Annotated in this window: 21 protein-coding genes, 1 pseudogene and 1 other annotated feature; of the genes and pseudogenes, 10 read left to right on the top strand and 12 right to left on the bottom strand. The window is 41.7% G+C overall.

All coding sequences use genetic code 11. From position 1 onward, the window contains the following. Positions 1–4 precede the first annotated feature (4 nt). Genes ABDB91_RS15385 through ABDB91_RS15375 form a run of 3 tightly spaced genes read left to right on the top strand, consistent with a single transcriptional unit; the run spans position 5 to position 4,319 of the window. Positions 5–715, top strand: coding sequence for an ABC transporter ATP-binding protein (locus tag ABDB91_RS15385; protein ID WP_347488578.1), 711 nt, complete (start codon positions 5–7; stop codon positions 713–715). Continuing rightward, complete coding sequence (locus tag ABDB91_RS15380) at positions 715–3,123, top strand: FtsX-like permease family protein (RefSeq protein WP_347488577.1); 2,409 nt, start codon at positions 715–717, stop codon at positions 3,121–3,123. Before ABDB91_RS15385 ends, ABDB91_RS15380 begins: the two co-directional genes overlap by 1 nt. A gap of 14 nt (positions 3,124–3,137) precedes the next feature. Then, positions 3,138–4,319, top strand: a complete 1,182-nt coding sequence (locus ABDB91_RS15375; RefSeq protein ID WP_347488576.1) for an efflux RND transporter periplasmic adaptor subunit — start codon at positions 3,138–3,140, stop codon at positions 4,317–4,319. A 117-nt stretch (positions 4,320–4,436) separates the two neighbouring features. On the opposite strand, the gene ABDB91_RS15370 is transcribed toward ABDB91_RS15375, so the two are convergent. Continuing rightward, positions 4,437–4,622 (bottom strand): hypothetical protein, encoded by a 186-nt coding sequence (locus ABDB91_RS15370; RefSeq protein WP_347488575.1) that lies wholly within the window; start codon positions 4,620–4,622, stop codon positions 4,437–4,439. A gap of 337 nt (positions 4,623–4,959) precedes the next feature. On the opposite strand from ABDB91_RS15370, the gene ABDB91_RS15365 reads away from it, so the two are divergent. Together ABDB91_RS15365 and ABDB91_RS15360 are read left to right on the top strand one after the other, a co-directional pair. Then, positions 4,960–5,337: a helix-turn-helix transcriptional regulator gene (locus ABDB91_RS15365; protein WP_347488574.1), complete on the top strand. Its 378-nt coding sequence runs from the start codon at positions 4,960–4,962 to the stop codon at positions 5,335–5,337. Beyond that, positions 5,334–5,918 carry an MATE family efflux transporter gene (locus ABDB91_RS15360; RefSeq protein WP_347488573.1) on the top strand — a complete coding sequence of 195 codons (585 nt, stop codon included), beginning with the start codon at positions 5,334–5,336 and terminating at the stop codon, positions 5,916–5,918. The genes ABDB91_RS15365 and ABDB91_RS15360 overlap by 4 nt, the downstream gene beginning before the upstream one ends. A gap of 515 nt (positions 5,919–6,433) precedes the next feature. Here ABDB91_RS15360 and ABDB91_RS15355 read toward each other — a convergent pair. The 7 genes and pseudogenes from ABDB91_RS15355 to ABDB91_RS15325 all read right to left on the bottom strand — a co-directional run bounded on the left by ABDB91_RS15355 (position 6,434) and on the right by ABDB91_RS15325 (position 9,128). After that, positions 6,434–6,901, bottom strand: coding sequence for a PIN domain-containing protein (locus ABDB91_RS15355; RefSeq protein WP_347488572.1), 468 nt, complete (start codon positions 6,899–6,901; stop codon positions 6,434–6,436). A gap of 4 nt (positions 6,902–6,905) precedes the next feature. Further along, positions 6,906–7,076, bottom strand: coding sequence for a hypothetical protein (locus tag ABDB91_RS15350; RefSeq protein WP_347488571.1), 171 nt, complete (start codon positions 7,074–7,076; stop codon positions 6,906–6,908). A 247-nt stretch (positions 7,077–7,323) separates the two neighbouring features. Next, on the bottom strand, positions 7,324–7,491 hold the full coding sequence (locus ABDB91_RS15345) for a hypothetical protein (protein ID WP_347488570.1): 168 nt from the start codon (positions 7,489–7,491) through the stop codon (positions 7,324–7,326). 49 nt (positions 7,492–7,540) lie between these two features. Then, entirely contained in the window at positions 7,541–7,939 is a 399-nt protein-coding gene (locus ABDB91_RS15340; RefSeq protein WP_347488569.1) for a UPF0158 family protein, read from the bottom strand. 38 nt (positions 7,940–7,977) lie between these two features. Further along, positions 7,978–8,078: pseudogene (locus ABDB91_RS15335) on the bottom strand (KilA-N domain-containing protein); the annotation flags it as partial. A 32-nt stretch (positions 8,079–8,110) separates the two neighbouring features. Continuing rightward, a complete protein-coding gene (locus tag ABDB91_RS15330; RefSeq protein ID WP_347488568.1) occupies positions 8,111–8,797 on the bottom strand; it encodes a hypothetical protein in 687 nt (228 codons plus the stop codon). Positions 8,798–8,801: 4 nt separating this feature from the next. After that, positions 8,802–9,128 carry a PadR family transcriptional regulator gene (locus tag ABDB91_RS15325; RefSeq protein WP_347488567.1) on the bottom strand — a complete coding sequence of 109 codons (327 nt, stop codon included), beginning with the start codon at positions 9,126–9,128 and terminating at the stop codon, positions 8,802–8,804. Positions 9,129–9,476: 348 nt separating this feature from the next. On the opposite strand from ABDB91_RS15325, the gene ABDB91_RS15320 reads away from it, so the two are divergent. Both ABDB91_RS15320 and ABDB91_RS15315 read left to right on the top strand, forming a co-directional pair. Then, positions 9,477–9,566 (top strand): hypothetical protein, encoded by a 90-nt coding sequence (locus ABDB91_RS15320; protein ID WP_347491621.1) that lies wholly within the window; start codon positions 9,477–9,479, stop codon positions 9,564–9,566. A gap of 53 nt (positions 9,567–9,619) precedes the next feature. Then, positions 9,620–10,138, top strand: a complete 519-nt coding sequence (locus ABDB91_RS15315; protein ID WP_347488566.1) for a DUF3231 family protein — start codon at positions 9,620–9,622, stop codon at positions 10,136–10,138. Between the two features lie 345 nt (positions 10,139–10,483). Here ABDB91_RS15315 and ABDB91_RS15310 read toward each other — a convergent pair whose 3' ends face one another. Beyond that, positions 10,484–11,515, bottom strand: a complete 1,032-nt coding sequence (locus tag ABDB91_RS15310) for a hypothetical protein (RefSeq protein ID WP_347488565.1) — start codon at positions 11,513–11,515, stop codon at positions 10,484–10,486. Between the two features lie 21 nt (positions 11,516–11,536). Beyond that, on the bottom strand, positions 11,537–13,285 hold the full coding sequence (locus ABDB91_RS15305) for an AMP-binding protein (protein ID WP_347488564.1): 1,749 nt from the start codon (positions 13,283–13,285) through the stop codon (positions 11,537–11,539). Positions 13,286–13,646: 361 nt separating this feature from the next. Here ABDB91_RS15305 and ABDB91_RS15300 point away from each other — a divergent pair, with 361 nt between their 5' ends. Continuing rightward, positions 13,647–15,632 (top strand): sigma 54-interacting transcriptional regulator, encoded by a 1,986-nt coding sequence (locus ABDB91_RS15300; protein WP_347488563.1) that lies wholly within the window; start codon positions 13,647–13,649, stop codon positions 15,630–15,632. Between the two features lie 288 nt (positions 15,633–15,920). Then, positions 15,921–16,153: a binding site (T-box leader), on the top strand. A gap of 55 nt (positions 16,154–16,208) precedes the next feature. Continuing rightward, positions 16,209–17,432 carry a tyrosine--tRNA ligase gene (tyrS, locus tag ABDB91_RS15295; protein ID WP_347488562.1) on the top strand — a complete coding sequence of 408 codons (1,224 nt, stop codon included), beginning with the start codon at positions 16,209–16,211 and terminating at the stop codon, positions 17,430–17,432. Positions 17,433–17,556: 124 nt separating this feature from the next. Here tyrS and ABDB91_RS15290 read toward each other — a convergent pair whose 3' ends face one another. Together ABDB91_RS15290 and ABDB91_RS15285 are read right to left on the bottom strand one after the other, a co-directional pair. Then, positions 17,557–18,369: a ribonuclease HII gene (locus tag ABDB91_RS15290; protein ID WP_347488561.1), complete on the bottom strand. Its 813-nt coding sequence runs from the start codon at positions 18,367–18,369 to the stop codon at positions 17,557–17,559. Between the two features lie 425 nt (positions 18,370–18,794). Next, the gene (locus tag ABDB91_RS15285; RefSeq protein WP_347488560.1) at positions 18,795–19,196 is read right to left on the bottom strand and encodes a metal-dependent transcriptional regulator; all 402 of its coding nucleotides are present in this window, start codon (positions 19,194–19,196) and stop codon (positions 18,795–18,797) included. A 388-nt stretch (positions 19,197–19,584) separates the two neighbouring features. Here ABDB91_RS15285 and ABDB91_RS15280 point away from each other — a divergent pair, with 388 nt between their 5' ends. Further along, positions 19,585–20,310 (top strand): Crp/Fnr family transcriptional regulator, encoded by a 726-nt coding sequence (locus tag ABDB91_RS15280; protein ID WP_347488559.1) that lies wholly within the window; start codon positions 19,585–19,587, stop codon positions 20,308–20,310. Positions 20,311–20,805: the final 495 nt, after the last annotated feature.

The following is a 20,805-nucleotide window of genomic DNA, read 5'->3' as shown; positions in this document are numbered from 1 at the left end:
GGATATGACCAATAATGTACTGATGCGTTTGAGCCGTGTGACCAGAACCTACCACATGGGCGAAGTGACGGTTAATGCCTTGAAGGAGACCACCTTGGATGTGTACCAGGGTGAGATATTGGTGATCCTGGGTCCCAGCGGCTCCGGGAAGAGTACCCTGCTTAACATCATGGGAGGAATGGACCTTCCTACTACAGGAGAGGTGTTTTTCGATAAAAAAAATCTGGGCCAGGCTAACGACAATCAGTTGACCGGTTACAGAAGAAGTGAAATTGGCTTTGTATTTCAGTTTTACAACCTGATACCCGATCTGACGGCCAGGGAGAATGTGGAACTGGCCGCCGATTTGGTGGACGAACCTCTGGCTGTAACCGATGTGCTCAGAGACGTGGATTTGGCCGACCGGATGGAGCATTTCCCCTCCCAGATGAGCGGCGGTGAGCAGCAGCGGGTATCCATCGCCCGGGCGGCGGTGAAAAATCCCCGTTTGTTGCTTTGTGACGAACCTACCGGTGCCCTGGATTATCAGACCGGTAAACTTATTCTGGCTCTGCTGGTAAAAATCAACCGGGACAGGGGCAGTACCGTGATCATTGTCACCCACAACACCCCCATCGGGGACATGGCTCACCGGGTGATACGCATGAGAGACGGCGCCATAGCCGAGATCAGGGAGAATGCCTCTCCCCTGGCACCGGAAAGGATTGAATGGTAATGAGCGCCCTATACAAAAAATTATGGCGCACCATCGGCAAAACCAAGGGGCAGTTTATAGCCGTAGCGGCGGTGGTTACGGTGGGTATAGCCGTTTACATAGCCATGAGCACCGCGTACTTCAACTTAAACGAATCAAAGGAAAGGTTTTACCGGGATCATAATTTTGCGGACTATTACTTTCATGTGGTCAAGGCCCCGCAGCAGGTGACCAAACAGATTGAGACCATACCCGGTGTAACCGGAGTAACCGGGCGCATCCAGAAGGACGTTACCCTGGTTAACAACTATAACAAACGGGCTACTGCCCGCTTAACCAGCTATTCCATGCCCATGGAACAAGAAATCAACAACCTGCAGCTGCTCACCGGCCGGTTTTTTGCCGAAGAGACAGTGACTGCCCGGCCCGGTGAGCAACCTGCCCGGACCGGTGATATCGAAATCCTGGTGGATCCTCAGTATGCCGAAGCCAACCACCTGGACTTCAACGACACTATCACCATCGTGGCGGAGGGAAAGACTGTGCCTCTGACCATGCTGGGTACTGCCACCGGGCCGGAATTTATTTATCTGATGAAAGATGCTGCCACCCTTTTACCCGACCCCAGGTCATTCGGTATTATCGCTATGTCTCTGGAAAGGGCTCAGCAGCTATTGAACTTGCAAGGACAGGTGAACCAGGTGCTGGTTACCCTGGCTCCGGGCACCGACGCCGAAAAGGTGGCCCGGCAAATAAAAAGTATACTGGAACCCTACGGCAGCCTGGCTGCTTACCCGCGGAAGCAACAGCTAAGCAACGCCGCGCTGGAGGGGGAGCTGGACGGCCTGAAAGCTTCTTCACAATTCATGCCCGCCATTTTTTTAGGCATTGCCGCCGCCATCCAGTTCGTCATCCTGGGACGCATGGTTCGCTCCCAGCGCCTGCAAATCGGGGTTATGAAGGCCTTGGGCTATAACAACAGGCAAGTTATTTTGCACTATACCGGTTATTCCGTCCTGGTGGCTTTATGCGGCGCGGTGATGGGAACTCTGTTGGGCCTTGCCCTGGCTTCGGTAATGTCCCGGGCCTATGCAATATATTTTAATCTGCCGGCAACCATTGGTGCTGTGAACACCGAGGCCATTCTGTACGGTATCATCCTCAGCCTCGGGGTAAGCATATTGGCCGGCTTGACCGCATGCCGCAGCGTAACCGCTATTAGCCCTGCGGAATCCATGCGTTCTGAGCCGCCCAAGGGTGGCGGTAAAACTTTGATTGAAAATCTGTCATGGTTCTGGCACCGACTGAATATTTCCTGGAAAATGAGCATCAGGTCCGCTGCCAGGAATCGCAGCCGCTTTGTCATCACCATGGTAGGTGTTGTTTTTGCCGTGGGTATGCTGGTGGTGTCACTGTTCACCATTGACGCTGTGAACTATATGATAGAATCTCATTTTCACCAGAGCCAGCGTTACGACTACTTGATCCGATTTACCTCACCGGTAAATGAAAACGAACTTTTAAATATCACTCGCATGGCCGGCGTGAATAAAGCGGAAGCACTGCTGGAGATACCGATAAAAATTAAGTTTAACGGTAAAAACGAAGATGATTCCATCACCGGACTAGAACCCGGAACCACTTTAAAGAGACTGCGGGACTCCGGGGAGCGGCCCGTTGCAATACCCGATGAAGGTCTGCTCATCAGCCAGAGGACGGCGAACAAGTTGGGGGCAAGGGTCGGTGATACCGTGGAAGTGGAAACCTTGCTGGGCATTGGTCCCGCCAGGCATGCTCCGGTTAAAATCGTAGGGATAAACAGGCAGTTGGTGGGGGGAGGTTCCTTCGTTTCTTTGGCACAGGCCAACTTTATATTACAGGAAAGACAGCTGGTATCAGGTGTGATGCTGAAGGTGGACCCTGCCTTTGCCGCGCAGATGGAAGAGGAACTGGAGGATATGACCGCCGTTTCATCCATTCTTAGCCGCCAGCAGGAACTGGGCAATTTTAACCAGAACATGGACGCCATGATCTACTCGATCTCTATTATGGTTATTTTCGCCCTGCTGCTGGGCTTTGCTATAGTGTACAACTCCTCGGTAATCAGTTTCTCGGAACGGCAGCGGGAACTGGCCTCCCTGCGGGTGCTGGGCTTTACGATAAAGGAGGTTTCCGGCATTCTGCTGAAGGAAAACCTGTTGCAATCCTTACTGGGAGTGGCTTTGGGTTTGCCCTTCGGCTACCTTATGGCTAAGGGCTACATTGGTGCGGTAAGCACGGATTTGTTTGCCATACCGATAATAATCTATCCAACCACTTATATATATTCCGCCCTGGGTGGTTTTGTCTTCATCGTAGTGGCCCACTTGCTGACTGTCAGGGGTGTCCGACAGCTGCAACTGGTGGAAATATTGAAAAATAAAGATTAACAGGGAGGTCTGATATGAAGCCGGTTGCCAAAAAAAGAAAAAAAATGCTCCTGTTAGCGGGCATCGTAGTGATACTGGCGATAATAACCGTAACCACTGTTTTAACTGCTGGAACCGAGGCTGAAACGGTGACGGCCCAAACCGGGGACATAACTCGGACAGTTGAAGATACGGGTTATGTTCAGCCCGCTACCAATTATGACTTGCACGCCATTCAGAACGCCAGAGTTGTGCAGGTACCCGTTGATACGGGCCAACAGGTTAAAGCGGGACAAACCCTGGCGGTACTGGAAAATCTGGATCTGTCGCTGCAAATTGAAGATACCCGCTCCCAATTGTCTCAAACCACGGCTTCTATTTCCGCCGCCCAAGCGGTTGTGCAACGTACAGAATTGGAGCTGAAAAACGCCAAGGAAAACCTAGAGCGTTCCAAAGAGTTATATGAATCCGGGGCTGTCACCATGGTTGCTTTTGAAGAAGCCCGGCTCAGGATGGAAACCCTGGAACAAAGCCTGCAAGAGCAGACATCGCTGCTGGAGAGTGCCCGGGCTCAAGAGGCGGGCTTGAACCGGTCGCTGCAAGACCTCAATCGTAAAGAGGGGCAGTTGATACTGCAAAGCCCCGTGGACGGCATGGTCCTCAGTTTGCCGGCTAAACAGGAACTGGTGGTGACCCCTGGTACCGTGCTGGCCAGTGTGGCGGTACCGGATAAACTTGAAATCAAGGCGGATATCCTCAGCGACGACCTGGGTGAGGTGAGCCTGAAGCAACGGGTAAAAATTACCGCCCCGGTTCTTGGCGTGAAAGTATTGTACGGTGAAGTCAAGGAAATATATCCTCTGGCCGAAGAAAAACAGTCAGCTCTGGGGGTCATCCAGAGACGGGTGCCCGTTATCGTTACGCTGGCCGACCCGGCCAATTTAAAGCCAGGCTATGAGGTAAAGGTAGCCATTGAAACTTCCAGCCGGCAGGATGTAGTGGTAATTCCCAGAGAAGCTGTGCGTACCCTAAAAGACGGCAGCAAAGAGGTGATGGTGGCGGCAGATAACCGAGTTGAACATAGGCCGGTGAAAACGGGTATCGGAGACAGGGAGAATATTGAAATAACAGACGGTTTGGCAGCAGGGGAAATAATTATCCGGGACGGCAACCTGGATTTAAAGGAGAATGCCAGAGTCAAGCCGGTTGAAAATTAACAGATGAGGCGCCCGGCACTGTTGCTGCACAGGCTTTTTATCAACGGACACCGCTCAGGCATCTGCGACAGCGAGGCGATACCTTCCACAATTTCATCGTACAGCTTGAGCGCGGCGTTAAAAATGGTGTAAATATGCCGCCATTAGTATAATGTCCTTGTCCGCTAAAGGTCCGGGCTTGCTGTTAATCTCCTCATTCAGTTCTTTTAGCTGGGATGATAATCTGGCAACCGCCCCGAGATCATTATTAATATCGGCCGGTAGTTTTTTCAGCCGAATTATTTTTCTCTTCCTGGAAGTCATAAAGCAGTTTTCTCTCTTTTAAGACACACTCCCTTAATGACGAGTTGGCACTTTCCAGCAATATCAAATCTACTTTGAAAGGTGCGGCAATTCTCTCGGCCAATCCCGCACTATTTGGCTTAATGACTTGCGCTTAGTAATAATTATTTACATTAAAGCATTAAGGGGGAAAAAATTATTCTACCCAATTTTCAAGAGATATATTAGGGATTATGCTAAATTCTTTCGTATTATTTGTTACCAGGGTCAAATTTTCAGCAAGTGCATGTGCGCCTATTAGTAAGTCATATGCTCCGATAACTTGTTCTTTTTCCCCAAGTGCTGCGCGAGGGACTTTATGAAATATATTGAAATAGTTAATGATGCCATACAATATATTGAGTTTAATTTGCACTGCAAGCTATTCTTGGAAGAATTAGCATTCCGGTATTACATTTCTCCTATGCATTTTTATCGAATCTTCCGGGCGGCGACCAATCGAACTGTTAAATCATATATTCTGGGAAGAAAGTTATCTGAAGCAGCCATTGCATTAAGGTCAACTGATCGTAATATTACAGACATTGCCTTTCAATATGGTTTTGATTCCCATGAACAGTTTGCGCGGGATTTCAAAAAAATGTTTTGCGCTACCCCAAGCCGCTATAGGAAGGACAATATTCAGGTTCCATTGATGGATAGGCTGGATGTTGTTGAACGGGATTATATAATATGATTATGAACAAAAGTCTTGTCCATTATGGTGGAGACATAGCGGTATCAGCAATGGGAGCGATTTTCAGTATCATCTTCCTTATAGTATTGCCTATACTCGGAATTAGTCAAGGTATTCAACCAATCATTGGATTTAACTATGGAGCCCAAAAATTTGATAGGGTAAAAGAAGCGTTGCAGTCCGGTGTTATAGCTGCAACTGTTATTGCTACACTGGGATTTGTCATTATTAGGGTGTTTCCTGAACAGCTTATGTCATTGTTTAATAGCCAGAATCAGGAATTTATTTCTATGGGAAGCTATTTTATGGGAGTTTCTATGATTTTTGTACCTATTATAGGTATCCAGATGATTGTTACGGGTTATTTTCAAGCTATCGGAAAACCAAAACAGGCTATGTTTTTAACTTTATTAAGACAGGTGATATTGTTAATACCGGCTCTTCTCATTCTGCCCGGGTATTACCAACTGATGGGTATATTAATTTCGATTCCGTTATCGGATTTTTTGTCATTTGTTATAACCGGAATATGGTTATTCACAGAGCTGAAAGCTCTTAATAAAAAACAACTAACGCATTAAAAAAACATCTCGTCCATAGGGTAGGTGTAAGAAAGCTTATGGTGTAAATGATATCTGTGGGTGACGCACGGCAATGGGCGGTGAATAAATTGCCGCCGAAAGCGGCAATTCCAAAGTACAAGAAAAGCAGGAATTTGGCGGTAAAAGTAGAAAAGCCATTCCTTATGAAAGTAATCAAGGAGATGGCTTCTTAATCATCTGAGCATAGGGAGATGTAGAGTTTGCGACCTCTCTCCCCATGCCCCGGATGGACTTGAAGTCCCATACAAGATGAGAATAACAACTTCCTGCCTAAATGTCCAGAGCTATATTAAAAATCCTAAAAATTTTCTTCCAGTTAGACCTGTTTGCCCTAATAATTCATCCCACAGGCCGCATTGGAATGCTAATTGGGACCGTGAATTATGCCTGGACTATGTCAACCGCAACCGGAATTACGATCTTCAACGCTTATTGATCTTAGAGGTAAAACCCCTTAAAATTAGCAAGTCAGGAGGGAAAATCTCTTATTGAAACTAATATTCTGTTTCTGGTTGGTATTTATATGGGACTAGAATCTCTAAATCCGGATGTGGAACATATTTAAAATCGCCGGGATTACGTGTGTATAGAGGTAATTTGAATGTTATTGCTGTTGCAGCTATATAACAGTCCTCAATATGATAATCACGATATTCGGCTGATTGGCGAGATAGAATACCTGCTATGTGTGAAACTTTGGATGTTGTGGGTAAAATACGATAGAATGTTGGCAACAAGTTAATTATTCTTTCTTCCTCCTGCCTGGATATATGAGGATATTGAAGTAATTCTTTTAAAGTATGACAAGAAATATATCTAATAATTCGTTCATCAATAAGCCAATTAACTAACCCTATAGCTTTTTTTGAATTATAAGCATGTTCCTTGTTTTTGGGGCGAGATTTTCTATAACTTCTAAGTACATCTATCAGAATATTTGTATCTAATAATACTCCGTCCATACCATTACCTTTTATCAAAAAAGGATGTGTCTTTTTCTTCCCATAAACCAATTAATTCTTTCAACGCTGCTTTTTCTTTTTTAATTTTCAGCTTATCGAGAGGAGTTAAAAACCTTTTACGTTTTTTGGAAGTTATATCATCTTTAACTCCATATGTTATTTTTACTAAATTCATATTCATCACTCCATTTGGTGAATGTTGTTTAAATTATACCCCATCCTTGTTTGTATTTGCAATTCTTGACAATCACAAATTTAGACTATATTATTTTAAAAAACAACTAACGCATTAAAAAAAACATCTCGTCCATAAGGTAGGTGTAAGAAAGCTTATGGTATAAATGATATCATTTTTACTTTTGTTAAATCCCTTTAACAGACCTATAAATTTACTCATATCTAATCTTCGTTTCTGGATTTTCCTATAACTTGAACCGGTGATTTGCTTCTTTATTGGCAGTCAACCCGGGCTTTTCACTTTCAATAAATTTAATAAACTTTTCAAACTCATTTATGGTCACTTCAACTTTTTCTCTGAAACCCGTTTTTCCCCTGTGTTTTTCAAATGAAACAATGTTCTTATTATCCACGTTTTCCCCTCTTTCATCTTTATGGGTATTAGTTTGTTTTCCCTCAGCTTTATTCCTTCAATAAAGGTATATTATTAACTTCGCACCAATCTCGCGCTATTTGGCTCAACGACTTATGCTTATAAGCATACCAGCTGTCCTCCAGATCATACCGCATTATTGCGTCTTTGAACCGCCGAAACGCACCCCTGCCGGAAATAGCGTTACAGAGCTTGTTACTTAGCCTTTCATTCTCTATTGAATAACAAAACTTTTCCATTATGCTATATTCGTGGATCTCATATTTATCCGGCAGCTCAATATAATCATCCCAATTATCTATAATGTCAATGGCTTCTTTGATTGCTTCCTGCTCCCAGTCACTATATTCGCTAAAATCATTTTCTTCACCCGATTCCTCGGCAACAGCTAAATATTCTACAATGTTGTTTAATTTTACGGGTTTCATCGCACACCTCCAATTAATATGTTGAATATTTTCCTCAAATTCAGGTTATATATTACTTTCCAAATACTAATAGACTCAATAGTGTTTTTATTTCTTAACCATTAAGCGCCAATCCGTTCTCAATATTCTTGACCATATCGATAATCTGACTGGTTGTACATTCCTACCGGGTTAACTTCGTCTATGAAAAGATCTGTTGGCATGAAAGTCATTTAAATATTTTATCACCACTAGAGCAATGATAAAAAAGATAAGCGGGTACCAGAAAGTGATGCTGAAGATTACGGTTTTCATCAATACTTTAATTAAGACAATGGCCGTCCATGAGGCTGAAAAGCCGAGAATGAAAATAGTTTTCGTCTTGCGGTCATGTCCTGACAATTCAAAGGCTTTTCTGGTAATAGAATAATAAAGGCCGTATACAAAGACGAGGGTCAACAAGGTCGAAAGCAGAAATCCCGAGGTTACAGGCATTATGTCCGGGCCTGGTTTAAACAAATTGAACAATGTTAAGGAAAAAAATAGCTCAATCACAAATAATATTCCCAGGCCCCAGGTCAGAATCGTGACCAGTTCCAGTATTTTTTCGCAGCGCGTTTTTTGTCTGCCGCTTTTCATCAATTCATCACAGAAGGCTCGGAAGTCTTCTCCGACCATATTACCGAAACTTTCTCCTCTTAACTGTGCTTCCAGCGCCATTCCTGTAAGCTCTTTGCGGATAATTTCGATATCATATTCACATAAGCGGGAGGAACGGAGATAGCAGACCATATTGGTGAGAATCGTGTTGTTTTCTTGTAGCACCTGTTTATCCAGGGTATTGTTTTCCCGGCGTAATCTTTTTAATTGATTGGTCATCTTTTTATTCCTCCAAAACAAAAATAGTGTTGACGGCCTTGGAAATACTTTTCCAGTAAGATTCAAATTCCTTTAAGGTTTCCATGCCTTCTGCGGCGATCGCATAATATTTTCTGCTGGGTCCGAGCGGGGAAGGTTTAAATTCAGCTGTAATAAACCCTTTCTTTTCCAGCCGGACCAGCAAGGGATAGATGGTCCCCTCCCGGATATCCTCAAAACCGTAGGCATTCAATGTCAGCATAATCTCATATCCATAGGTGATTTTTAAACTGATAATCTTCAAGATACAGCCTTCCAATGTGCCCCGCATAAGCTGCGATTTATCAAACATGGTTTTCCCTGCTTCCTTTTTCAATGGCCTATTAACGTCTTATAAGAAAAACGTCAATAGCCCGGGAATTAGCCTATTTCCATTTTTTCAATGGCACTATTAACGGCGTATAGTCACACCTACTGTGTGGTGCATAGTAGGTGTGACTATATGGTAGTACATAGTAGCGCGTTTGTCAAGTTTTTCAAGAATTAGATTTCCGAAGTTCGTTACCTCAAAATTAAACTCTAAGGAAGCAGGTTTAAGCTTTTGTGGGCATAAATACCGGGGTGCATCAGAGACATTTTGTAACAAAAGGGAAAAACACAGTGAAAAAAGTGGCATTTGTCTTACGTACGAGTACCGGCGGTGGTTAACATCCCGGGTATTATGAAGGTTCTCAAAGACGGCCAAAAAGTTACAGTGGACGGTGATCAAGGTAAAGTATCTGTGCAGTGATTAAGCATGTTTTTTTCATAATAGTGCAGAATAGTCCATGAGGTGATACTAACATGGAAATATTGCAGCTTATGGAGAAGATAATTGACATTGGCAAGCCGTCGCGGGTTTTACAAGAAGAAATAAATATACTTGAAGTAAGCAGCCTATGGATTGAATTAACCTATAGATACGATGTAATAGAAGAAACTCAAATTTTATTAAACCACGTAAAAGATGTTGACTTAAAACTTGTTATGGAATTAGGACTAAAGCGGCTTAATAAGCAGATTAATATTCTTGAAAACTGGATGAAAGATTATGCTATCCCTACACCCGATAGACACCGCGCTGCGGTTAATACCGTCGTTAAAGCGGAGGATGTTTCCGATAAATATGTTTTTTTGCGAATATTTTCCGGTATACAAGCATTTTTAAACATTCATATAGAAGCTTTTAGACAAGCGCCTTCACCAAAAATAAGAAAATTGTTCAAAGATTTTTTATTAGAAGAAGTTGATATTTATGATAAGATATACGAATATGGCAAGCTCAAAAATTGGATCTCCGAACCTCCGGTTTATAGAGTCTAGCGGCATCTGATTGCCGCTCGGAAAAAAGACTGCGGGCACACCTGTGTGCAGTCTGCGGTAAAGACTGTGCTGTTCAGGAAGCTCTTCAGTGCAAATTGACGAAATGAAGCAGTGCGGGGTTCTGATGACCAAACTTGTGGCCAACGAATTACTGCAAATTTTTACTCCCTTACGGCATCGTCGCGGTTGAAAGCCACCTGCTTTCAACATAGATTGCTGAGATGGCTGGTGGCTTATTTTGCACTATGGCTTTTAACCTGGCTGCTGACCCTTATATTCAGCTTGCTATCTTCAAATATACATCCGCTGTGGTTAGCCAATCTTCACTTTTCTAATGTAAAGATTTTATCGAATTGAATTAATGACCGGCAAATCCAACGGGTATTTCAGGCCCGGTTCCGCTGCAATTACTCTCGGGATAATGTGTATGGTCGGAGCAACGCTGGTTTCAAAACTTTGATCAAAGGGAGACATTAAGCCCTTAATTTCTGCTTCTATGGCAGACGGTGAACCTTCCAGACGAATTCTTTCGACAATCTTTGGCGTTTCGATCTGATCGTTGCAGACATTATGAATGTAAACCAGAGAAACCTTTTCCTCTTCTCCAACCATCCCGTGCCATACGAACTTGTGCCCACAAATGCCTCCCACTGGTATATCGCCCCATGCTGTTTTCAGCGGAATGGATGTTGTAAACACTTCATTGGTACAATAGACATCCGACATTTTATATCCGAGCCTATCCCCTACTTCCCAGACACCATCTGCATAATAAGTAGATATTCCCCGCCGAACGGCTCCGATATCTACGTCTTCCGGTTTCGATCCGTAGCTGAAAAACCTGACCCAGTCCGAGGTGTTGCCCTGATCATCTTCGCCGCATTCCATAATGACGCGATCAACTTTCTCCATAGCGGCACTAAGCACGATGGGAAAATAGCTGGAATACAAACCGGGCATTAAACCAATTTGCAAAAAAGTCACACCATTTTCTTTCGCTGTGTCATCCAACATCTTTGTAATGTCCGGATCCGAATACCGTGAATAGGAAATCGGGATGGTCGTGATGACATTTTTTTTTGCATTGATCGCTTTGACGATATTATCAGCGCTGGGCTTAAGGGAACCTTTTTTCATCAAGCAGGGGAGGTAGCACATGATGACGTCAGCATCGAGTGCAAAGACCTCTTCCATATTATCTGAAACAATAACCCCTGACTTACCAAAACCGAATATCTCACCTGCATCCTTGCCCACTTTGTCGGGTGTTACATCAATAGCCCCAACCAGCTCCAAGGTTTCCTTTTCCATGCACATTCTCACGGCAACTCTTCCGATATTCCCCAGACCCCAAATAATAACACGATACTTCTGCATAATACATTTCCCCTTATCATTTTAGTTTTTATTTTGTAAACCGTGGTCTTTAGCATCCAGTTCTTTTAAGATCATTTCCCGAAGCTTGAATTTCAATATTTTGTTGGTAGGGGTCCGTGGTAAATCGTTAACAAATCTTACATATTGAGGCCACATAAACTTTGGCATTTTCCCTTTAACCCATTGAACTAGATTTTTCTCTTCGAGGTCTTCCCCTTTTCTGGAAACAATAAACACAACAATATCATCTTCTTCTCCTTCTTTTGCAGAAATGGGAAAAGCTGCGCAACAATCTACACTGGGGTGGCCGTTTATTATATCTTCGATTTGATAAGAAGAAATATTCTCTCCCCTACGCCTGATACATCCACTTATTCGGTCAAGAAAATAAAAATATCCATTTTCATCCACAAAGCCGGCATCCCCGGAATGGAACCAAAAGTTTTTAAACTTCTTTACTGTAGCTTCAGGTTTGCCGTAGTATTCATCTATGATGGTATAGGGTAAATATGATCGAAAACATATCTGCCCAACTTGTTTCGGTTGGCATTCTTCATCGTTATCGTTTAAAACAACTGCCTGCAGATAAAATGAGGGTTTACCCATAAAACCTTTTTTGAACTCTTGTTCTCCTTGAACAATTGTTGCATTAATTTTCCGGCCTATTGCCCGTATTTCCTCATGAGAATAACCGTTATACAACTCATGAGGAGTACCCTCATCTTCATCCAGTTCTTCTATGATACCTGCGAACCCATTTCCGGCTTCTGTTTGACCATAGCCTGCTATAACAAAATCAAACCCAAACCTCCTGGCAATCGCATTATGATGCATGGGCAGAGGTTGCATGTAAACCTTATTTAAAGTATTTATCCGATCATTCGGAGTCTCCTTGGCATTCAAAAGCCAGGGTATCATAACATCTAACAATATGGCATTAGTCGCCCCGCAAAGTTTAATCCGATTCCAAAATTCATTGGGGCTGAACTTATCCCATACAGCTACTGTACATCCGACCCATGCTGCCCTAACTATATTCTGAAAGGCGCCACCAATATGATATAAAGGTATATCGGAATAAATAACATCCTCTTGGTTGGTAAAATTCCTCCAAAAAGCTATGTATGTATTGACATAGCGGTGCGATTGGACAACCCCTTTGGCAGGGCCGGTAGTCCCGGAGGTATAAATAATGTTCGCAATATCTTTGAAGGTTAAATTTGTTTCCAAATTTGCTGTTTTACCTAATAAGAGGCTTTCAAATAATATCTCTTTAAATTTTTTAACCAGTTTAATTTTTGCTGTCTCGGAATTGTAGTCATGTTCGTCTTTTTGGGGGTTATATACAACTACCAATAGATTTTCAATATCATCTTTAATATCATTAACAAGCGATACCATATTTCTCTCTGTTATTAACGCTTTGGATTTGATATCGTTAATTTGATAAGCCAATAACTTTCCCATGTAACTGGTATTAACAGGACAATACACAGCTCCAACCTTCCAAATACTAAACATAGTCAAAGTTGTTGCAACGGGATTCTTTAGAAATACTGACACTCTGTCACCTTTACTAATGCCTATTGATATTAAATTGTGTGCTATACTATTAGTAAGTTGATTAAATTCCTTAAATGATATATGTCTATTCTCCTCGCCGTAAAAGAAAAAAGTCTTGTCCGGAATAACTTCCGCCCACTTTTCCAAGCGTTTTGCAGCGAATTCTCCTTCGCTTTTTACGAGTCTCTCAATTGAATCTATATTCATATTCATCATCCTTATCCTCGTATTTAGAGAAAATAAACTTTAGGACATTTTGTTCTATTTAGAGCATTTTCCTCCTTTCCCTTATCGTTGCCACATATACTTTTAAACATTATCTGCAATTTTGATACCATATGAAAACGCCTATATTAACGCCTCTTATAATCAATGATTATATTAATAGTTACATTTTGTCACCGTGACATTTTGTCTTCCATAGTTACAATTATTTATGGTATGATAAATTAGAAAAAACAAACATGTATCTAAAATAAAGTCATTGTTATAATTTAACTTATAATCAATTAAGAATAGTATTTATTCGTGGCTGTGTTATTAAACGTAAGAGAGGAATAAATACAATATGTCAAGCAATATGTTAAGTCCGGAAAATAAAAAAAATATGCCCTTATATCAAGTTAAAAGAGTATGGAAGGAATTACATGCAGGTCCCGAATTATGCAAGAGATTATTACGACCTGAGATTTACGATTCCTGGAAACGAAGTTATCATTATAATGTCAAGCACGATATGCAAGAAATTGCTTATACAAGCCCTAAACACGAATTTAGAAAAGCCTTAGAGAATTCTAAATACCTGATGGAAACCGCTATTCCAGTCATGGAACGCTTATCGGAATTTGTTAAAGGAAGTGGATTCGTAGTTATATTGAGCGATGCCAACTGCGTAGTCCTTAAAATAATTGGCGATAAAGAATCCATTGATTGGTCAAAACGCTCAAATGTGGTTGAGGGTACCATATGGACCGAAGAAAAGGTAGGGACTAACAGTGGTCAATTATGTATTTCTTTAGTAAAGCCTATTTCTATATACTCTTACGAGCATTTTTGCTTATTTGCCATAACAGGCGCATCATCCTTTGCCCCAATAGTTGACAACGGACGTGTTATAGGCAGCATAGGTATGGCTGCTTCTTACGAGAAGGTAAGTTATCATACACTTGGTATGGTAGTAGCCGCGGCCGATCATATTCAATCTACCATGATGTTAAATCGAATTTTCAAATATCACCAAGTCATTACTGATTCAATGTCGGACGGGGTAATGGTCGTAGATGTAAACGGTAATATTACATATATAAATAAAAAATGCTCCAAAATTCTAGGGCTTAAATTAACTGGCACTATAGAGGCCAATATCCATAATATCTTTGGTGATAATCCTAAAAATAAATTTTTTATTAATAGTGTAACTCAAGGTCGGACAATCACAGATAATTTTTTAGTTTTATATTATAAGAAAAAACAAATTAACTGCTATATTACTTGTACCCCCCTGCATAGTTCCAACCCCACTGATATGGGATCGGTGATCATTATAAGGGAGAGCGAACGCATCAATAGTATTGTTGGAAAATGGATTGGCCGCAGCGCTAAAATGACTTTTAATAACATAATCGGCAACAACTTAAAATTCCAGGAGATTATAAATATTGCTAAAATCACATCCCAATCTGATTCTAACGTATTACTATTAGGTGAAAGCGGAACAGGTAAAGATGTCATTGCTCAAGCTATACATAATGAAAGTCCGCGAAAAAACAATCCTTTTATTGCTATCAATTGTGCTGCCTTGCCTCGTGAACTTATTGCCAGTGAACTTTTTGGCTATGAAGATGGCGCTTTTACCGGAGCCAAGAAAGGCGGTAATGTCGGAAAATTTGAATTGGCTAACCAAGGCACCCTTTTCCTGGATGAAATTGGAGATGTTCCTCTTGACCTGCAAGTGTCTTTACTAAGGGTTCTTGAGGAGAAAAGCGTCATCCGTTTGGGGGGTAGTAAACTTATACCTGTAAATGTCAGGATAGTTGCTGCTACCAATAAAGATTTGGAGGAAGAAATATCTCGCAATATATTTCGCAGGGATCTGTACTATAGATTGGGAGTAATTAGACTGATAATTCCGCCATTGCGAGAAAGGAAAGATGATATACCCCTCCTGATAGAGCACTTCCTGGGGCTTATCTGTAAAAGGTTCGGCAAGCCTCCGAAAAGATTAAGCCCGCAGGCTATGAGTAATTTAATAAATTACGCATGGCCCGGTAATATAAGGGAGCTGCAAAACTTATTGGAAAGTGCCATCCAATTAACCTTAAGTGAAGAAATTGACTGTAGCTTTATTGCCGATTATTTAGGACTTAAATACAACCAAATACAGCTTAAGAATAATAGAAACAGTCATTTAAAAGTATTATCATCAGAAGAGCAGCTAATGCTTGAAGACATACTTATAAAAAATAAATACAATAAAAGTAAAACTGCAAAAGAACTAGGAATATCAAGACAATGCCTTTACCGGAAACTCCACAAATATAACCTGCTGACCTAAATTCCGAGGGCGGCATTAGCGCATCTTTTTTGGGAACCGGAAATAACACGGCATTAAAAAGACTTCTGGGGATATAGTGATACGTAAACAATCGCAACTGTTGTAATTTCCGAGTAATATGAACCAGTGTTTACAGTACCGGGAAGTTGGGTTATACTTTTCGTTCAGGAAAAATATAACGTGTTGAAAACTGCCAATGTGAAAGAAAACTGCAAAGTGTCATACATGTGTCATTTTGTGACTTTACTTTTACTGCTTTCTCAATTAAAATTAATTAAATTTAATTATGCAAAAGCTAGGAAAGGAAGAAGTAGGTCGGCTTTACGTCATTCAGAGAGCATCCGGTTGGTGAGAGGCTGCAGACGTGCTGATACGAATACATCCTGGAGCCGCTGCCTGAATTGATAGTAGGGTTTGACGGGTACGCCCGATACAGCGCGGGAGTGTGTTTGCACTTGTTGAGGGGAATTCCGCGAGGAATTTCCGAGCCAGAGGTGGTACCGCAAATTTCTGCCCTCTGTTCCAATTGGAGCAGGGGGCATTTTTATTAATTAATTTTATCAAGGAGTTGTTATAATGCAAATTTATGATGAACTGAAAGCTCGTGGCTTGATTGCCCAGGTTACCAATGAAGAAGAAATTAAAGAACTTATTAATAATGGCAAAGCAACATTTTATATTGGATTTGATCCAACTGCGGATTCGTTGCATGTCGGCCATTTTATGGCACTATGCCTTATGAGACGTCTGCAGATGGCGGGAAACAAACCTGTAGTCCTCTTAGGCGGTGGAACCGGCTTTATCGGTGACCCATCCGGCCGCACCGATTTGCGTTCTATGATGACACCTGAAACAATCCGGCGTAACTGCGAATGCTTTAAGAAACAGATGGAAAGGTTCATCGAATTCGGTGCCGGTAAGGCAATCATGGTTAACAATGCGGACTGGCTCTTAAAGCTAAATTACATTGAATTACTTCGTGAAGTAGGAACTCACTTTTCTGTAAATAACATGTTGCGCGCGGAATGTTATAAGCAGAGAATGGAAAAGGGACTGTCCTTTTTAGAGTTCAATTATATGATTATGCAGTCCTACGATTTTTATTATCTGTATCGGAATTACGGATGCAATATGCAGTTTGGTGGTGACGACCAGTGGTCTAATATGTTGGGCGGCACTGAACTGATTCGACGCAAGTTGGGCAAGGACGCCTATGCTATGACCATAACACTGCTAATGAATTCCGAAGGTAATAAGATGGGGAAGACTGCAAAGGGCGCTGTCTGGCTTGACCCCGACAAAACCTCGCCTTTTGAATTCTTCCAGTATTGGCGTAATATTGATGATGCTGATGTCCTGAAGTGCATACGTATGCTTACCTTCTTGCCCCTGGAAGAGATTGACGCCATGGACAAATGGGAAGGCAGTCAGTTGAACGAAGCTAAGGAAATCCTGGCCTGTGAACTGACTAAACTGGTTCACGGTGCAGAAGAAGCCCAAAAGGCAAAAGATACTTCTCACGCCCTTTTCGCAGGCGGCACGGATGATTTAAATATGCCAACTACTGAAATTGCGGCTGAGCAGCTGCTCAATGGTGTCATCAGTATGGTGGATTTGATGGTGGTATGTGGTATAACTGCTTCCAAGAGTGAAGCAAGACGTCTGATTAAACAGGGTGGTGTCTCTATTAATGATGTTAAAGTTGAATCCATTGATTGCCATATCACTTCAGAACAATTGAGAAACGGCGTTAAAATACGTAAAGGAAAGAAAACTTACCATAAGGCTTTGATGAAGTAAAGGATACCATAGTAATGAAAAAATCCCGAATTGCTGCTTGACTTGGTCTGCCATCGGAAGCCACCGGGTTTCAGACATTGATTGCTGAAATGGCCGGTGGCTTATACAGGTAGTTGCTTATATCCTAGAACCAATCTTTAAACAAACTGTTCCGGTTGGCTATAAAACTTTTAACGGGCTCAAAATCCTTTCTGTGTATCGGACAGGGGCCATACCTCATTATTGCCTCAAAATGCTGCTTGGTACCGTAGCCTTTATGCTTGTCGAACCCGTACTCCGGGTATGTTGCATGGTATTTATCCATGATTCTATCCCGTTCGACCTTGGCCAATATGGACGCGGCTGCGATTGATACGCTTTTTCCATCGCCACCTACTATAGCCTGCTGTTCTATTTCTAAATCGGGAATAAGGAAACCGTCTACAAGCAAGATGTCCGGCTTTATTTTAAGTTTGTTAACAGCGCGCGCCATGGCTAGGTGGGTGGCGTTGCGTATATTTAGCTTTTCAATTTCTTCTTCTGTTGCCAACCCGATGCTCCAGCATAGAGCGGCTTCTTTTATCTGTCCGGCTAATTGCTTTCTTTTCTTATTGGATAACTGTTTAGAATCATTAACGCCGCATATTTCAATATCATCCGGCAAGATAACCGCTCCGGCCGCAACCGGTCCCGCAAGGGGACCACGCCCGGCTTCATCCACCCCGGCGATTAACTTATATCCTTTGAAGCAACAACTTTCCTCGTATTTATGTATTTCTTTAAGACGTTCCAGTTCCCTTATTTTTTTATTCCTATCATTCATTAATTTATTATATATCTTTTGTACTCCCGGGCGAGTGTCGTCGGCAAGGGCTAATAACATATCTTCGTCTAATTTATTATCGTCCTTGATTATTTCTTTTAGCTCGCAAATTTTTATACTTGATATATTTAGCAAAACGGACACTTCCCCATGAATGTTTTAGGTAATAATCAATATACTTTTCGCCAATATACCTTTTCTTCCTGCTGTTCTTGCTAGCAAATACAATTTTGCCCTTGAAAAGAAGGGTTTGGGAGGAAAATGGAGAACCTGGAGTTAAGGAAAATAAAGGGGTTGGTCTGTCATAGATGCTTTATATAATTTTTTGTATGATTTAGGATTTGCACTTTTAGTTGCCGGTTTACTTCTTTTAGGCGCTCTTTTATTGCGTTATCTCTGGAATACAACAATACCGGAGTTATTTAACTTAAAGCCGGTAACCTATTGGCAAGCTTTCAGACTTCTGCTGATAGCCAGTTTATTATTTGGCGGCCCGAACTTAATTAATTAATACGGCATCTGCTTCCGGACATTGATTTCTGAAGTGACCGGCAGGCGAGTTATATCTTTGCCGGCTCATTCACTGTTATTCCATTGTCCCGTAAAAACTTACGCATGGCATTGATTGAATCGTCGCTGATTACATGTTCAATGGCACAGGCATCTTTATCGGCAATAGCCATGTCGATATTTAAAATTTCTGTAAAAAACTGCTGGACAACGCGATGTTTTTGGGAAGTGAATTCAGCTAGTTTTCGCCCGGTCGGGGTAAGATATATTTCCTTATATTTTCTATTAAAGATTAACCCCTTTTTAGAAAGGGTCGCCATGGCGCTGTTGGTGCTGGCCTTTGTCACCCCCATCCGCTCGGCAATGTCGGACAACCTGACTCCTGTTCCTTCGCTTGATAGTTCATATATTGCTTCAAGGTAATTTTCCATGGTAAAAGTCAATTTTTTCATTTAACATACTCCTTGCATTTCAAAGTTATATCACGCAAAATTGAAACCTAAGTTAGATTACTCTAAACGATATTAGCTTATCATCTATTTTCGGTGAGTGCAACAGCAATTACTGATAATTTCTAAGTCTGATCCCGTGAAAAAGTTGTAAAAAGCAACCAATTTTTTGTTTTTTACGTTTTTTATTATAAAAAAATAAGTTTTAAAAAAAAATGTTGGCGCAACAACAGACGAAGTTGCTTTCATATGGTATAATTCTCTCCAGTTAGATATTTCTAACTTAAAGGAATTTAAAATTCAGTAAGCGGATAATTATTTCCAGCAAAAAAACAAGTAATTTTTAAAATTAAAGTTAGGACAATCTAATAAAATAAAGTGGTGAGCTAGGGTGAGTATAAAAGAAAAGTCGGTCCGAATAATGAAGAACTCATTGTTATTTCATGGGCTGTCCCCAAATGACTGCGGCAATCTTTTTGATTTGTTCGGACCGGCACATAAAACCTATTTACGCGATGAGGTAGTGATGAATGAAGGCGACTTGGTAGAGAGTATCGGTTTAGTTTGTTCCGGTCGTTTAATAAGCGAAAGGATAGACCGGAACGGCAAGCAAAGACTGATTCAAAACCGGTGTCAGGGGCAGGTGGTTGCTTTGGAAGCGGCGGCGCATCCCACCAAGCGTTGTCCTGTGACAGTTGTATGCGCGAGTAATGCGGAGGTAATCTTTTTCCCGTATGAAAGGTTTTTTGATAATTTGTTGCCCCACGAAATTAAATCCAAGATGTTTGCCAATATGATGGGAATGCTTGCGCATATTGTAGAAAAGCAAATCAGCAAAATAGAGATTATTTCTCATCGTTCCCTTCGCCAGCGAATTTGGGCTTACCTGTGCTCAATGGCGGCTCAGTACGGCAGCACTACTTTTTGTATTTATATGAATAGGGAAGAGCTTGCGGGTTATCTGGGGGTTAACCGCAGCGCGCTTTCTCACGAGTTAAGTAAAATGTGCGCGGACGGATTGGTGAGTTTCAACAAAAACCAATTTACTTTGCTTGATGAAAAAGAAATTCAACTGATTAAATCATTTTATCCTTGCACTCTTGCGATGGGAGATTGATAGGGCAATATATATTACAAACAACAACTTAAAGGTAAAACTAAAGATAAAACCCGTTTTCAAGCTGCAAGGCACGAGAACGGGTTTTCTTTATGTAAAACCATGTTATGGATTATATGGGGAACGAATTAACATATAGTAAAAAAATATTTTTTTGGAATAAGTTGGTGTGGCAACAGACAATATGATCTTTCGGTGCTATACTTAAAAAAGTTAGATGGTACAAACTTATTTAGCTCCGACGACAGGTGCGGGTAGTCGGTTTGGGGGGCGGCAACTCACCCTAGTAAAATCCTTCTCAATATGCTGGGCATGCTTTTCCATATTGAAAAAACAAATCAACAAGCTGGAGATTATTCCTTACCGTTTTCTGCGTCAGTGTATTTTGGCTTTTCTACATTCCATGGCGGCTTAGCATGGTGGCAGCACCACGTTTCGTGTTTGTAGGAACAGAAAAGAACTAACCAGCTATACGGGGGTAAACCGCAGTGCTCT

This window comes from Desulfoscipio sp. XC116 (assembly GCF_039851975.1).
In the GTDB taxonomy this organism is placed as follows: domain Bacteria; phylum Bacillota; class Desulfotomaculia; order Desulfotomaculales; family Desulfallaceae; genus Sporotomaculum.
The sequence above is the reverse complement of the archived record's forward strand: the minus strand, read 5'-3'. Positions and strand labels throughout refer to the sequence as shown.